This is a genomic window from Vibrio harveyi NBRC 15634 = ATCC 14126 = KCTC 12724, assembly GCF_001591145.1.
Lineage (GTDB): Bacteria > Pseudomonadota > Gammaproteobacteria > Enterobacterales > Vibrionaceae > Vibrio > Vibrio harveyi.
This window is the reverse complement of record NZ_BCUF01000003.1, coordinates 1-14,279: the sequence shown is the minus strand read 5'-3', so window position 1 is coordinate 14,279 and position 14,279 is coordinate 1. Positions and strand designations below refer to the sequence as shown.

The 14,279-nt window shown below is 46.0% G+C and carries 12 protein-coding genes; 5 read left to right on the top strand and 7 right to left on the bottom strand.

The annotated features are described in order from the left end of the window. Positions 1 to 18: 18 nt before the first annotated feature. Positions 19 to 2,223: an ABC transporter permease subunit gene (locus tag VHA02S_RS02170; RefSeq protein ID WP_038898455.1), complete on the bottom strand. Its 2,205-nt coding sequence runs from the start codon at positions 2,221 to 2,223 to the stop codon at positions 19 to 21. Between the two features lie 212 nt (positions 2,224 to 2,435). On the opposite strand from VHA02S_RS02170, the gene ppk1 reads away from it, so the two are divergent. Together ppk1 and ppx are read left to right on the top strand one after the other, a co-directional pair. Further along, a complete protein-coding gene (ppk1, locus tag VHA02S_RS02165; RefSeq protein ID WP_038896018.1) occupies positions 2,436 to 4,526 on the top strand; it encodes a polyphosphate kinase 1 in 2,091 nt (696 codons plus the stop codon). Continuing rightward, positions 4,510 to 6,015, top strand: a complete 1,506-nt coding sequence (gene ppx, locus VHA02S_RS02160; protein ID WP_038898454.1) for an exopolyphosphatase — start codon at positions 4,510 to 4,512, stop codon at positions 6,013 to 6,015. The genes ppk1 and ppx overlap by 17 nt, the downstream gene beginning before the upstream one ends. A 34-nt stretch (positions 6,016 to 6,049) precedes the next feature. Here ppx and VHA02S_RS02155 read toward each other — a convergent pair whose 3' ends face one another. The 3 genes from VHA02S_RS02155 to phoB are packed head-to-tail and all read right to left on the bottom strand — an operon-like array spanning position 6,050 to position 9,043. Continuing rightward, positions 6,050 to 7,015, bottom strand: coding sequence for a PstS family phosphate ABC transporter substrate-binding protein (locus tag VHA02S_RS02155; protein ID WP_038898453.1), 966 nt, complete (start codon positions 7,013 to 7,015; stop codon positions 6,050 to 6,052). Further along, positions 7,015 to 8,313 (bottom strand): phosphate regulon sensor histidine kinase PhoR, encoded by a 1,299-nt coding sequence (gene phoR, locus VHA02S_RS02150; protein ID WP_005445279.1) that lies wholly within the window; start codon positions 8,311 to 8,313, stop codon positions 7,015 to 7,017. Before phoR ends, VHA02S_RS02155 begins: the two co-directional genes overlap by 1 nt. Before the next feature lie 40 nt (positions 8,314 to 8,353). Beyond that, positions 8,354 to 9,043: a phosphate regulon transcriptional regulator PhoB gene (gene phoB / locus VHA02S_RS02145; RefSeq protein ID WP_005424836.1), complete on the bottom strand. Its 690-nt coding sequence runs from the start codon at positions 9,041 to 9,043 to the stop codon at positions 8,354 to 8,356. Positions 9,044 to 9,267: 224 nt separating this feature from the next. On the opposite strand from phoB, the gene rdgC reads away from it, so the two are divergent. The 3 genes from rdgC to VHA02S_RS02130 all read left to right on the top strand — a co-directional run bounded on the left by rdgC (position 9,268) and on the right by VHA02S_RS02130 (position 12,006). Further along, a complete protein-coding gene (gene rdgC, locus VHA02S_RS02140) occupies positions 9,268 to 10,182 on the top strand; it encodes a recombination-associated protein RdgC (RefSeq protein WP_005445276.1) in 915 nt (304 codons plus the stop codon). A 166-nt stretch (positions 10,183 to 10,348) separates the two neighbouring features. Next, complete coding sequence (trhP, locus tag VHA02S_RS02135; RefSeq protein WP_005440369.1) at positions 10,349 to 11,749, top strand: prephenate-dependent tRNA uridine(34) hydroxylase TrhP; 1,401 nt, start codon at positions 10,349 to 10,351, stop codon at positions 11,747 to 11,749. A 2-nt stretch (positions 11,750 to 11,751) separates the two neighbouring features. Next, on the top strand, positions 11,752 to 12,006 hold the full coding sequence (locus tag VHA02S_RS02130; RefSeq protein ID WP_005445273.1) for a YfhL family 4Fe-4S dicluster ferredoxin: 255 nt from the start codon (positions 11,752 to 11,754) through the stop codon (positions 12,004 to 12,006). Between the two features lie 41 nt (positions 12,007 to 12,047). On the opposite strand, the gene VHA02S_RS02125 is transcribed toward VHA02S_RS02130, so the two are convergent. The 3 genes from VHA02S_RS02125 to VHA02S_RS02115 form a co-directional block, all read right to left on the bottom strand. Next, the gene (locus VHA02S_RS02125) at positions 12,048 to 12,356 is read right to left on the bottom strand and encodes a hypothetical protein (protein WP_005445270.1); all 309 of its coding nucleotides are present in this window, start codon (positions 12,354 to 12,356) and stop codon (positions 12,048 to 12,050) included. A gap of 337 nt (positions 12,357 to 12,693) precedes the next feature. After that, on the bottom strand, positions 12,694 to 13,533 hold the full coding sequence (mepA, locus tag VHA02S_RS02120; RefSeq protein ID WP_038898452.1) for a penicillin-insensitive murein endopeptidase: 840 nt from the start codon (positions 13,531 to 13,533) through the stop codon (positions 12,694 to 12,696). Between the two features lie 12 nt (positions 13,534 to 13,545). Then, positions 13,546 to 13,878, bottom strand: coding sequence for a DUF1904 domain-containing protein (locus VHA02S_RS02115; protein WP_009697655.1), 333 nt, complete (start codon positions 13,876 to 13,878; stop codon positions 13,546 to 13,548). Positions 13,879 to 14,279: the final 401 nt, after the last annotated feature.

Here is a 14,279-nt window from a genome sequence, read left to right as displayed (position 1 = left end):
CGCTCTTTCGTTAACTGATTACAACGCACGATATTTATCTCTTAGTCTTTGACGAACCCATTCCGCCAAGGCGTTCACCGCAAAGGTGAAGACAAACAAAATTAATGCCGATAGGAACAATAATCGGTAGTGCGAACTGCCTACTTCCGACTCTGGCAATTCAACCGCAATGGTTGCCGACAAGCTACGCAAGCCTTCTAGCACGTTCCAATCCATTAATGGCGTATTACCCGTCGCCATTAATACAATCATGGTTTCGCCCACAGCACGCCCCAGTCCCATCATGATTGCGGAGAAGATCCCCGGACTGGCTGTTAGCAGGACCACATAAATCAGGGTTTGCCATGGCGTCGCGCCAAGTGCTAATGAACCATCCGATAAGTGTTTCGGCACAGAGAAAATCGCATCTTCGGCAATGGTGAAAATCGTTGGAATAACCGCAAAGCCCATCGCCAAGCCAACCACCAGCGCGTTGCGTTGGTCAAAGCCAATGCCATGGTCAGTCAGGAACAAACGCATGTCCCCGCCAAAGAAGGCTTGTTCAAGCATTGGTGATACCCACACACCCAAACCGATCAACAGCAGAAGCAAAGGCATTAACACCAAAGCATGCCACCCGTTTGGCAGGCGGTTACGTATCGGTTGTGGGATCAGCGCCCATAGACCGCCCATCACCATGGTGCTCAGAGGCAGAACAAACAACATCACCACAACGGTAATCAAATGGTCTTCCACAATCGGGGCGAACCAAAGTCCGGCAAGGAAACCGATGATAACGGTAGGCAAAGCTTCCATTAACTCGATTGATGGCTTCACCACGCGACGCATACGTGGTGACATAAAGTAAGCGGTATAAATTGCGCCCAGTACAGCCAGTGGTACCGAGAACAACATTGCGAACATCGCCGCCTTGATGGTACCAAACGCAATTGGCACTAAGCTGAATTTCGCCTCGAAGTCATCACTGGCAGAGGTGGATTGCCACACAAATTCGGGCTCTGGGTAACCTTCATACCAAACCTTTTGCCATAAGGAGGACAGAGAGACTTCTGGGTACGGGTTATCAACAAACGCGACATTCAATTCGTCGTTTTGCCATGTGATCAGGTAGCGCTCGTTATTCGACATTCCTGCCATCACTGGCGCTTGTTTGTAGGCACGTTTAAACAACACCAACTTCTCACTGGTGGTGTAGTGGCTTTGCAACGTACCGTTGGTGTAAAAGCTGTAGAAACCTTTGCGGTGTGAATCGGGAAGTAAATACTTCAGCTCAGATGCCAACTTAAAGTCACGAATGTGAGTCAAAGTTCGCTGGTCGCCCTGCAACGTATCAAACCATTGCGATACACGACCATCGTTATGCGTAACAAGCAGGGAATACGCCCCAGCCAACAAATCCATCGTTCTCACTGAGTGCTTTTTATCACCCTGAGTCAGATCGATCACTTCACGCACTGAGAACTTGTTGTCACCTTTCACCAAGACAATCAGCTCTGATTCATTTCGCAAGTAAAGGTTATTGCCATCTGGCGTCAGCAACATTTGGTCTGGCGCATCAAAACCTGAAGAGAAGGTGTAATCATGGGTAACAGGTGATGCATCTAACAGTTGAGGAACCTGCCAACGCGCTTTTATTACGCCGCTTTGTGTTTGCCAAACAAGGGTTGGAGCTTGCGTGGAAGTACTAAAAACAAACTTCTTAACAGGATCGGATGCATCTGTCAGTTGCATGTCCATTGAAGTTCGAAACGGCACGACTTCTGGTGGGCGAGTGTTTTCGCGCAGCGTTGCGTTAAATTCTGGCTTGAAGATGTGCGCTTTGCCTTGGTCATCAACCAAACCATACCACCCTAACCCTGGCGCAGACTGAGAAAATGCCACTGGGTTGTTGGCTATCTGCTGAGTGTACAGCGCAGGCTTGCTGGAATCATCGAGAGGAAGAAAACGCACTTCACCGGATTGGGTTAACACCAGACCGATTTGAGAGTAATCATCAACGGAAATTGCGAGTGGCTTCCCGCTTTGGGTAGCACGAGCGGCATAATTGGTTTCGATCTCTGCATCAGAAAACAGAGGAATGATCACCATCGCAAGGTAAACGAAGATCAACACAAGAGCAGCAAGAACGCCTACACCACCGGATGTCACTGCAAATCGAACCAAACGATCTTTGATCAATCGTTTTTTATCTTTTTCCTGCAATGAAAACTCGGCTTGTGCCATTGATCTCTCTACCCTTTTTGACTTAGTACTAGAATATGTCGTTAAGATGACAATTATATTACAGATCACATTAAACAACTGAAAAGAATACAACTCTTATGCAGACCGTGTTATGAAATAAATCTGTAACGTAAACCTCATAATGTTCAGGCTCATCTTTTTTTATCCCACAGATGAGTGCGGATTTACTTCATTTTAGGCTAGGTAAGGTTATGAGCGCAGAAAAACTCTATATAGAAAAAGAACTTAGTTGGTTGTCTTTTAACGAGAGAGTATTACAAGAAGCCGCTGATAAAACCGTCCCCCTAATCGAACGTATTCGTTTTCTAGGGATCTTTTCCAATAACTTAGATGAGTTCTACAAGGTTCGCTTTGCAGACGTAAAACGTCGGATCTTGATCAGCCAAGAACGAGGTGGAAGCGATAACTCTAAGCACTTGTTAACTAAGATGCAAACCAAAGCATTGAGGCTGAACGAACAATTTGATGAACTGTACGGTGATTTGATCCGAGAAATGGCGCGACGCCGCATTTTCTTGGTTAACGAAAACCAGTTAGATGACACCCAAAAACGCTGGATCACCAAGTACTTTCGCAAAGAAGTCATGCCACACATCACTCCGCTTTTGATTAAAGATGACATCGATGTGTTGCAGTTTCTTAAAGACGAATACGCCTACATTACCGTCGATCTGCGCAAAGACGATCATTCCCAATACGCTTTACTCGAAATCCCAACTGACCACCTACCCCGCTTCGTTATGGTTCCGGAGCAAAAAGGCAAACGTCGCAAGACCATCATTCTGCTCGACAACATCATCCGTTACTGTCTGGATGAGCTGTTTAAAGGCTTCTTCGATTATGACGAGCTAAATGGCTACGCGATGAAGATGACCCGCGATGCCGAATACGATTTACGCCTAGAGATCGAATACAGCTTGCTTGAACAGATGTCTGAAGGGGTGAACCAACGCTTGACTGCCATGCCAGTGCGCTTTGTTTACGAGCGTGAAATGCCGCAAGAGATGCTCGATTTCTTGTGCAGCAAACTGCAAATCTCCAACTACGACAGTTTGATTCCCGGTGGTCGTTACCACAACTTTAAAGACTTCATTGGCTTCCCAAATGTTGGTCGTGAGTACCTAGAAAACAAACCCATGCCACCGATGAAATGTGCCGACTTCGAAGGCTATGCCAACAGTTTCGATGCGATCAAAGCCAAAGACATTTTGCTTTACTACCCTTATCACACTTTTGATCACATCTCTGAACTGGTTCGCCAAGCTTCCTTCGATCCTAAAGTATTGGCGATCAAGATTAATATCTACCGCGTTGCTAAAGATTCGCGCTTGATGAACTCACTGATCGATGCCGTCCACAATGGCAAAAGCGTAACTGTGGTGGTGGAACTGCAAGCCCGATTCGATGAAGAAGCCAATATCGAGTGGTCAAAGGTTCTCACCGATGCAGGCGTACACGTTATCTTTGGTGCGCCGGGTCTAAAAATTCACTCAAAACTGCTCTTGATTAGCCGCCGCGAAGAAGGTGAAATCGTACGTTACGCGCATATAGGAACAGGTAACTTCCACGAGAAAACCGCACGTATCTACACCGACTTCGCGCTGCTAACTGCAGATCAAGAAATTACCAATGAAGTCCGTAACGTCTTTGGTTATATAGAGAACCCATACCGTCCTGTAAGGTTTAATCACCTCATTGTTTCACCACGCAATTCGCGTAAACAACTCTACCGTCTGATTGACGGTGAAATTGCCAACGCAAAAGCCGGCAAGAAAGCAGCACTGACGATCAAAGTGAATAACTTAGTCGACAAAGGCATCGTCAATAAACTTTATGGAGCAAGCAATGCTGGGGTGAAAATTAATATGATCATCCGCGGTATGTGTTCACTCGTCCCTGGTATTGAAGGCGTGAGCGAGAACATTCGCATCATCAGTATTGTTGACCGTTTCCTCGAACACCCTCGTGTCGTGATCACCCACAATGATGGCGACCCGCAGGTTTATATCTCATCAGCGGACTGGATGACGCGAAATATCGATCATCGTATTGAAGTTGCCGCTCCGGTTCGTGATCCACGTTTGAAACAGCGAATTATTGATATAACTAACATTCACTTTACCGATACAGTAAAGGCTCGTTTGATAGATAAAGAGATGAGCAACAACTACGTACCACGAGGTAATCGTAAAAAAGTTCGCTCACAAGTTGCCATCTACGACTATCTTAAAAATATAGAGAAGCAAACAAGAAAACAAAAAGCAGATGCCTCAAATACTTGAACAAGATGTACGCCATATTGCAGCCATTGACCTTGGGTCGAACAGCTTCCATATGGTGGTGGCGAAAGTTGTTGGAAGTGACCTGCAATTAGTCAGCCGCCATAAACAGCGAGTGCGCTTAGCTGCCGGACTCGATTCAGAGCTCAATCTTAGCCATGCTGCAATGGAGCGAGGTCTTGAGTGCCTCGCGATGTTCGCCGAACGCTTGCAAGGCTTTGAAGCTTCAAACGTAAGAATTGCAGCCACCCACACTTTAAGGCGTGCTAACAACGCCCACCTCTTTATAAAACGAGCCAAAGAGGTGCTGCCTTTCCCAATTGAAATCATTCCGGGCGAAGAAGAAGCTCGCCTCATCTATCTCGGCGTCGCGCACACCCAAGCGGAGTCTAACTCCAAGTTAGTTGTCGATATCGGTGGCGGCAGTACCGAGATGATCATTGGTCAAGAGTTTGAGCCAGAGCTTCTCAACAGTAAGCAAATGGGTTGTGTGAGTTTTACCGAGCAGTTCTTCAATAATGGCAAACTGTCACGGAAGAACTTCAGCAAAGCGATTCTCGCCGCAGAGCAACGCATGGAGTCCATTGCTGCAAAATACCGCAAGAAAGGCTGGGATATTGCCCTCGGCTCTTCAGGTACTATTAAAGCGATTCGCGAAGTCTTGATTGGATTGGGTCATGAAGATGGGCTGATCACCAATAAGCGTTTGGGTAAGCTCATCGACACATTGTGCGAATTTGAGTCCATTGATGATATTGAACTAGTTGGTCTGACCGACGAACGTAAGCCAGTCTTTGCCGCTGGTGTAGCCATTTTATCTGCCATCTTCCAATCACTAAAAATCAACCAGATGTTCTTCTCGGATGGCGCATTGCGAGAAGGGCTGCTCTACGAGATGGAAGAACGTTTCGCTCGTTCTGATATTCGTATGCGCACCACAGAAAACCTCGCAAAACAACATCGCGTTGATATCGAACACGCAGCACGCGTAAAAGGTCATGCAAGAGAGATGCTGTGCAATGTTCGTTCTGAACTAGGTATCAAGAAGAAAAGTGAGTTGTTTGATTTATTGGAATGGGCGGCTTTGCTACATGAAGTCGGCTTGAGCATCAGTCTGCGCGGTTTCCATCGTCACTCATTCTACATTCTGCTGCACTCAAACTTGCCCGGCTTTAACCGCGAGCAGCAATTGGTATTGGCGACTTTAGCTCGCTTCCAACGTAAATCCCTCAAGTTGAATGAGTTCCCAGAGTTTAACCTCTACAGAGAGAGTGACATCATCAACTTAATTAAGATTCTGCGTCTAGCCATTGTGGTCAACGGTCAACGCAATGATGACCCGCTACCAGAGCTGACATTATCGATAGAAGAAGATAAGTGGGTACTTACCTGCGTAGAGGAAGATTGGTTGGAGAATAACAAACTGCTCGATGCCGATTTGCAGGAAGAACAGCAACGCTGGGAAAGCGCAGGATGGACATTGAACTTCTAACTACGAACTCAATGAGATAAAGAAAAAGGTCGGCTTATAAACCGACCTTTTTTAATTCCTCGACAGCGAAATCAGCAGTAATCGGAACATAACCGTCTTTCGCGACCAGCGCTTGCCCTTGAGCTGAGAACATAAAGCGAATGAACTCAGCTTCAATTGGGCTTAACGGATAGTCCGGATGTTTATTCACGTATACATAGAGGTAGCGCGATAGTGGGTACTTACCTGAAATGATATTTTCACGCACAGGGCTAACGTAATCTGTGCCTGTTTTCGCAATTGGGACTAAACGAACACCCGCCACGCGATAGCCTACGCCTGAATAACCTACACCACTGATCGTTGATGCCACAGACTGCACCACTGACGCCGATCCCGGTTGCTCGTTCACACGAGTTTTAAAATCACCGCCACACAAGGCATTACTTTTAAAATAACCGTACGTACCCGATACCGAGTTACGACCAAACAGCTGCAAATTACGTTTCGCCCACTCAGCTTTGATGCCTAACTCACGCCAGTTGGTGATGAACTCACTTTCGCCACAGCGTAAAGTCGCGGAAAACATCGCATCCAACTGATGGAAATTAAGCCCTTTGATTGGATTATCTTGGTGCACAAAAATACCAATCGCATCAATCGCAACACGAAGCGCCGTTGGTTTGTAACCATGCACCCGCTCAAATGCTTCGATCTCACGCATACGCATTGAGCGACTCATTGGGCCGAATTGTGCAGTTTGTTCCGTTAACGCCGGTGGCGCAGTCGATGAACCAGACGCCTGAACCTGAGCATTAATATTCGGGTAGATAGATTTAAACTCTTCCACCCAAAGCGTGGTCATGCCCGCTAGCGTATCCGAACCGACTGACAATAAGTTGCCCGCTATACCAGTCGTCTTTTGATAATTCGGCAGCGGTTTATCTTGTGCAACAGCCACGCTGGAAAGCATCAACGTGGCTAGAGTGATTTTCTTAATTGCTTTGGATACGACACTCATTACTTCACCACCAAACGACTTGGTAGGATGAAGGAGAACTTACTGCCGACACCAACTTCACTGTAAATTTCGAGATGAGAGTCATGGTGGCTCAACGCGTGCTTCACGATGGCTAAGCCAAGACCACTGCCGCCGGTATCTCGTGAGCGGGCTTTATCGACGCGATAGAAACGCTCGGTCAATCGGTGTAAGTGTTGTGGTTCAATACCATCACCGCTGTCTTCTACCTCTAGACAAGCGCCTTGTGCGGTTTGATACCAACGAACGTTGATGTGTGCACCAGGTGGGGTGTATTTCACCGCGTTGTACACCAAGTTAGAGATAGCACTACGCAGTTGGTCATCATCGCCGAGCACGCGCAGACTAGAATCCACGTCGAACTTCAACTGATGTTGATCATCACCACTTAGGCTTACCGCTTCCTTTTCTAGCACTTCTAACATGCTAGGGACATTGACCACATCTTCCAACTCATGCATTGGTGCCGCTTCAATCTTAGACAGCGTCAGAAGCTGATTAACCAAGCTGTTCATGCGGTTGAGCTGCTCTGTCATCACCCCATGCGCTTTCGTCCACATTGGACCAACAATCATGTCTGGATCTTCCGTCATCTCAAGGTAGCCTTGCAGTACCGTCATCGGTGTACGAAGCTCATGAGATACGTTAGCGAAGAAGTTACGACGCATACCTTCAAGCTGTTTAAGTTGGCTCACATCACGCACCACCATCAGGTGTTCCCCTTCGGTGTAAGGTACGATACGCAGTTCCAACATTCGCTCGACATTCAATGGTGAGCGCATTTCTAGCGGCTCTGAGAAGTCTTGTTTATTGATGTACTTAATAAAGTCTGGAGTACGGATGAGGTTAGAAATAGGTTGCCCAGAATCTTCCGGCCAGTGGAAACCCAAAAGGTGTTGCGCGAGCTTGTTACACCACACAATGTTACCTTCAGCACGAAACACCACCACCGCATCCGGCAGCGATTCAGCACCATTACGGAAACGGCGAATCAAATTGGTAAGCTCTTTACGCTTACGACGCTGACGTTGTTGCAATCGGTATAAACCGTTGAATAACGATTCCCAGTTGCCACTACCTGACGGTGGCGTAAGACGCTTTTCATCCCACAGCCAAGCCGACAAGCGCACCTGATTATGCAAATGCCATACAAGCTGCAAAGCCGTGGCCGCCAAAAGCAACCACGGCATATAACCGAATATCCAACCTATTATCACCCAAGGGGTGTAAAAAAAAGCCAGCTCCCAGGCCAGCTTTTTCCAAGTCAATCTTTCAACCACTCATTACTCCAGAAATGGTATTGATAAGCTGCTAGCGATGTTATGCCTTCGTCGAGAAACGGTATCCTGCGCCACGAACAGTTTGGATGAGTTTGTCGTGACCTGCGGCCTCAAGCGCTTTACGCAAACGACGAATATGTACATCAACGGTACGGTCTTCTACATACACGTTGGTGCCCCAAACATTGTTTAGTAGTTGTTCACGACTGTAAACACGCTCTTGGTGCGTCATGAAGAAGTGCAACATTTTGAACTCTGTTGGTCCCATATCAACCGCTTCATCATTTGCGGTCACACGGTGAGAAACAGGATCCAACTTCAGACCTTGTACATCAATCACATCTTCGAGCGCAGTCGGTGTTACGCGGCGAATAACGGCTTTAAGGCGAGCAACCAACTCTTTTGGTGAGAAAGGTTTGGTGATGTAGTCATCCGCGCCAACTTCTAAGCCGCGCACTTTGTCTTCTTCTTCACCACGAGCTGTCAGCATCACAACGGGAATGTTGCGAGTTAACTCTTCGCGCTTCATGTGTTTGATGAAGTTAATACCACTGCCACCTGGTAGCATCCAGTCTAGTAGCACTAAATCCGGGAAGGGTTCAGCCAGTTTGGTTACCGCAGAGTCGTAATCTTCTGCTTCTACTGCTTGATAACCTTTCTGTTCAAGCACGAAGCATAGCATTTCACGAATCGGAGCTTCGTCTTCAACAACCAGAATCCTTCTAGACATAATTGAATAACCTTATGTTAGTTGAGCTAATGAATTTAAAGGACAAAGCGCCCCTCTATGCATAAGCATTATTACTACCAATTATGACACTTTTGTGACCTTTGAAAACAAATTTTCATATAACTTTCTTTTGAGATTCATCATGATCTTTTTCAATTCAATTAGGACAACGCCGGGAAAATTCCCTATGATTAGTCCCTTGTCATCAAGCCTAGAGAAGATTTATGTGGTTTAAAAACTGTCTGGTATACCGCGTTAACCGCGAGGTTAACTTCAACGCCGATCAACTGGAAACTCAACTAGCCGAGTTCCGATTCACCCCTTGTGGAAGCCAAGATAAGCAAAAGTTTGGCTGGGTTAGCGCGATGGGTAGAAATGGCGACATGATGACGCACGTTTCTGAAAACCGCATTCTGATTTGCGCTAAGAAAGAAGAAAAAATGCTGCCTGCTTCAGTGATCAAAGACTCACTAAATGCAAAAGTAGAAGCAATGGAAGCACAGGAAGGTCGTCCTCTTAAAAAGAAAGAGAAAGACAACCTGAAAGATGACATCGTAATGGACCTCCTGCCACGTGCGTTCAGCCGTAGCAGCCACACTTACGTGCTGATTATGCCAAAAGAAGGCTTCATCCTTGTTGATGCAAGCAGCTACAAAAAAGCAGAAGACGTATTGGCACTACTACGTAAGACAATGGGTAGCCTGCCTGTTGTACCAGCAATCCCAGAAGTTGCGATCGAAACAACTCTAACTGAATGGGTAAAAACTGGTGATACACCACAAGGCATCACAATGATGGACGAAGCAGAGCTTAAGTCTGTGCTAGAAGAAGGCGGCGTGATTCGTTGTAAGAAGCAAGAGCTTACAACCGATGAAATCCGCAACCACATCGCTGCAGACAAAGTTGTGACTAAGCTAGCACTGAACTGGCAAGATCGTATCGAATTCATCATGGCAGAAGATTCTGGCATCAAACGTCTGAAGTTCTCTGATGAACTAAAAGACCAAAACGATGATATCCCACGCGAAGATCAGGCTGCTCGCTTCGACGCAGACTTCTCTCTAATGTGTGGCGAGTTCAGCGCTTTCCTACCAAATCTATACGAAGCATTGGGCGGTCTGCCAAACCCTAACGCTTAATTTCGTACAAAGATTAACCATAACGCCCTCACTTTTTTTGAGGGCGTTTGTTTATCCAAACCATAATTCTCCTAGTCACAGGTCACATTTTGACGTAAAATTTGCGCCCCATTTCCATGAGGTGGAATTGGCCTGACTTGTGATCAGATATTAAGAGAATTGAGCAATGACAACAGAGAAAGCATTCGTACCAGAGCTACTATCTCCAGCAGGTAGCCTTAAAAACATGCGTTACGCATTCGCCTACGGCGCAGATGCAGTATACGCTGGTCAACCTCGCTACAGCCTTCGCGTACGTAACAACGAGTTCAACCACGAAAACCTACAAATCGGTATCAACGAAGCGCATGCCCTAGGCAAAAAGCTTTACGTGGTATGCAACATCCAACCGCACAACTCTAAGCTTAAAACTTTCATCCGTGACCTTAAACCAGTGGTAGAAATGGGTCCAGACGCACTTATCATGTCTGATCCAGGTCTCATCATGATGGTTCGCGAAGCGTTCCCAGAAATGCCAATTCACCTGTCTGTGCAGGCGAACGCAGTAAACTGGGCAACTGTTAAATTCTGGGCTGCTAACGGTGTTGAGCGCGTGATCGTTTCTCGTGAGCTTTCTCTAGAAGAAATCGAAGAAATTCGCGAGCATTGTCCTGAAACTGAATTAGAAGTTTTCGTTCACGGTGCTCTATGCATGGCTTACTCTGGTCGCTGCCTACTGTCCGGTTACATCAACAAGCGTGACCCTAACCAAGGTACTTGCACTAACGCATGCCGTTGGGAATATAAAGTCGAAGAAGGTAAAGAAAACGACGCCGGTCAAATTGTTGAAGCGTTCGATCCAAACGAAGCTCAAGCAATCGAAGTCGCAGACGAACGCCCAGAAACCACTATCGGTCGCGGCAAACCAACTGACGAAGTGGTATTGCTTTCTGAAAGTCACCGTCCAGAAGAAAAAATGGCGGCGTTCGAAGACGAGCACGGTACTTACATCATGAACTCGAAAGACCTGCGTGCAATCCAACACGTAGAACGTCTAACTAAGATGGGTGTTCACTCATTGAAGATCGAGGGCCGTACCAAGTCATTCTACTACTGTGCACGTACTGCTCAGGTTTACCGCAAAGCGATTGATGACGCAGTTGCTGGTCGTCCATTCGATGAGAGCCTAATGGGTACGCTAGAAAGCCTAGCTCACCGTGGCTACACAGAAGGTTTCCTACGTCGTCACACTCACGACAGCTACCAGAACTACGATTACGGTTACTCTGTATCTGACGCACAACAATTTGTTGGTGAATTCACTGGCAAACGTCGCGGTGACATGGCAGAAGTTGAAGTGAAGAACAAGTTCATCGTTGGTGACAGCCTTGAGCTAATGACGCCAAAAGGCAACGTAATCTTCACGCTAGAAGCGATGGAAAACCGTAAGTCAGAATCAATTGAAGACGCAAAAGGTAACGGTCACTTTGTATTTATCCCGGTTCCAGAAGACATGGATCTGGAATACGGTCTGTTGATGCGTAACTTAAATGCAGGTCAGGATACCCGTAACCCAACTGGTAAGTAATCATGGCACTACTTATTACCGATAAGTGCATCAACTGCGACATGTGTGACCCTGAGTGCCCTAATGGTGCAATTACTATGGGTGACAGCATTTTCGAAATTGACCCTGCTCTATGTACAGAGTGTAAAGGTCACTACGAAAAACCAACATGTCAGTCGGTGTGTCCAATTACGAAGTGCATTATTACCGACCCAAATCATGTCGAGACTGAAGAGCAATTGCTAGAAAAGTTCGTGATTATTCAAGGGCTAGCGTAATTGAAAGAGGTTCAACTTTGCGCTCAAAGTTGAACCTTTTTTTAACCTGATTTCTCGATAGGAATAATGTTGCAGAAGAGCTCTTTCTCGAAATGATACTCTAGCCTTTCACGCCAATTTTCAGCTTGTGAGACAGGTATCAAATAGAAATTCTCTCGACTCGTATCCGTAACGAAAGCCATCCCATATTGCATTAGTTCGTAATGCACATCATTAACAAATCCCGGGTCAAGACGCTGACGTCCTGTCAGGTGATTAACATCCTCTCGAGTCAGATAGACTCCCTTATTCTCACTGCTAAATCTGTGTCTTAACCACTCTGCAAATTCTTTTGCACAAATCATAGTCATGGTTTTGTCCTTGATTAACTCTTAGATGGGGAAAGTCTCCATACCCACCTCAATACACTTGTCTGCGTTGCCATTTGTCTTTCACCAACCAACAGACATATTGCTAAGAAACCAGAGAATCGCGACGAAAAGATCTTTGTAAAACCAGAGTTATAACTACAAGAAAAACCACATAACCCTTTGTTTAATTTAGATTTCTGTAATATGCCACCAAAACTAATTAGGTTAGTTTTTATACTGGTATTATTCACTGTAGACAAAAGAATGATCTTTCTCCAGTTTCATAATGGAGATACCTAGTAGGTTTAATCGCAGCTTGATAGGAAGGAATTACCCTTTACTTCTTAGTAATCAATGGCAGACATTGTGCAGGCATTATCTTTTTCTTCTTAGGCTTGGGCGTAGTTTTGACTGTCTTTTTAGCCACGGGAGGTGGCGTAGCTTTAGGTTGCCAACTCGCAAGTTCAGCTCCACAACCATCACCCACTGGAGGAGGAGCCTGGTTGATGCAGTTAGCACTCGACTCCGGACAGTTTAATCTAACGTGGAAGTGATAATGATGCCCCCACCAAGGGCGAACTTTGCGTAACCACCCCCTGTCTTTTCCCCCTTCCTGCTTACAAAGTTGCTCTTTTATCACCGGGTGAACAAAAATACGAGCTACACCCTCACTTTGCGCTGCGCTACGAATCAGTTCAAAGTGTCGAGTTTCCCAACGGTTTTCCAAAATCTTATATTTTTTAAGATCAACTACGCTCATTGGTTTAGGCAGCTGGAGCTCATTGTACGACAAAGGTTCATCGGCTAGACGCAACCAGATATCGATATCTAAACCTGTTTGATGACTAGAATGTCCAGAAGAGAAACGCCCGCCACGAGCCAATGACAAGTCACCAACCAACAACGTTGTGCTTAAATCTTGATTCATTTTTTTTGCTAGTTCTTGAATGAAACTGATCGTATGTGGGTGCCCATAGTAACGCTTCGTTTTGCTACGTAGCACTTGGTAACCAATACCATCCAAAGGAAGTGGAGATGCGCCGTCTAGACAGCCATTGGCATAACTGCCGATAGAGGAAGAAGTGTTATTTGTGGGACCAGAGACCTGCTCCCACGGAGTTGCATAAAGAGAAGCTGAGAATAGAAAACTTAAACAAAAAGAAAGACTCAGCTTCATCACGCTCATTCCTTAATAGTGGTCACCATTATCATAGTAGCCTTTAGGAGAGAGTGCAGAGAAAATTACCGCAACATCGATATCTTCACCCACAATACCACGTACTTGTTGAGTTATTGCTTTTGCAACCTTGTTCTGCGTTTCTTGACCGCGATCGAACCATAAAACTTCAACAAAAGGATAAGCAGCACTTACTTCACCTTCGTTGAAAAATGTACTGTAGATATATTCGAACGTAAAATCTTCGCGAGGGCAGTCCATAAGAGGCTGTAGTTCGTCAGTAAGTGGTTTTGATAGCGCTTGAACCGCTTGTGGCTCGACCGCTCTAAATCGAAGATGTGGCATAGACTTGCTTCCTAATTATTAGAATTCAGCGCCGATAATAACAGGAAGTCGACCTCTTATCACGTTAGCTTCTGGCAACACTCACTTTAAATAACGAAGAGGCGGAGAAGCTTCAGGACTTCTGTTGAAGACTTAGAAGATCCCAGAAGAACTAGGTCGGTAACTAACAGATTCGAGTAAATTATCGAGCAAGCACTCTGAGTTAGTCTGAAAAGACAAAAACGAAAAAAGCCCCAGCATTTCTGCTGAGGCTTTACAAGATGGCAGGGGTAGATTGGACCGGCACTCCGGAAATTCGATATGACTTGCTACCAAGCAGGCTGGCTGGCGGCTCAGTTCCCAACACGCACTATTTGGGCATTAGGGGAATCTGCTACTCTTCCAGCTAGACTGGTACTCTT

Coding starts and splice junctions, on each gene's coding strand:
- trhP (WP_005440369.1), top strand. CDS start 10,349: ATGACAACAGAGAAAGCATTCGTACCAGAGCTACTATCTCCAGCAGGT.
- mepA (WP_038898452.1), bottom strand. CDS start 13,533: ATGAAGCTGAGTCTTTCTTTTTGTTTAAGTTTTCTATTCTCAGCTTCT.
- ppk1 (WP_038896018.1), top strand. CDS start 2,436: ATGAGCGCAGAAAAACTCTATATAGAAAAAGAACTTAGTTGGTTGTCT.
- ppx (WP_038898454.1), top strand. CDS start 4,510: ATGCCTCAAATACTTGAACAAGATGTACGCCATATTGCAGCCATTGAC.
- VHA02S_RS02130 (WP_005445273.1), top strand. CDS start 11,752: ATGGCACTACTTATTACCGATAAGTGCATCAACTGCGACATGTGTGAC.
- VHA02S_RS02115 (WP_009697655.1), bottom strand. CDS start 13,878: ATGCCACATCTTCGATTTAGAGCGGTCGAGCCACAAGCGGTTCAAGCG.
- rdgC (WP_005445276.1), top strand. CDS start 9,268: ATGTGGTTTAAAAACTGTCTGGTATACCGCGTTAACCGCGAGGTTAAC.
- VHA02S_RS02170 (WP_038898455.1), bottom strand. CDS start 2,223: ATGGCACAAGCCGAGTTTTCATTGCAGGAAAAAGATAAAAAACGATTG.
- phoB (WP_005424836.1), bottom strand. CDS start 9,043: ATGTCTAGAAGGATTCTGGTTGTTGAAGACGAAGCTCCGATTCGTGAA.
- VHA02S_RS02125 (WP_005445270.1), bottom strand. CDS start 12,356: ATGACTATGATTTGTGCAAAAGAATTTGCAGAGTGGTTAAGACACAGA.
- VHA02S_RS02155 (WP_038898453.1), bottom strand. CDS start 7,015: ATGAGTGTCGTATCCAAAGCAATTAAGAAAATCACTCTAGCCACGTTG.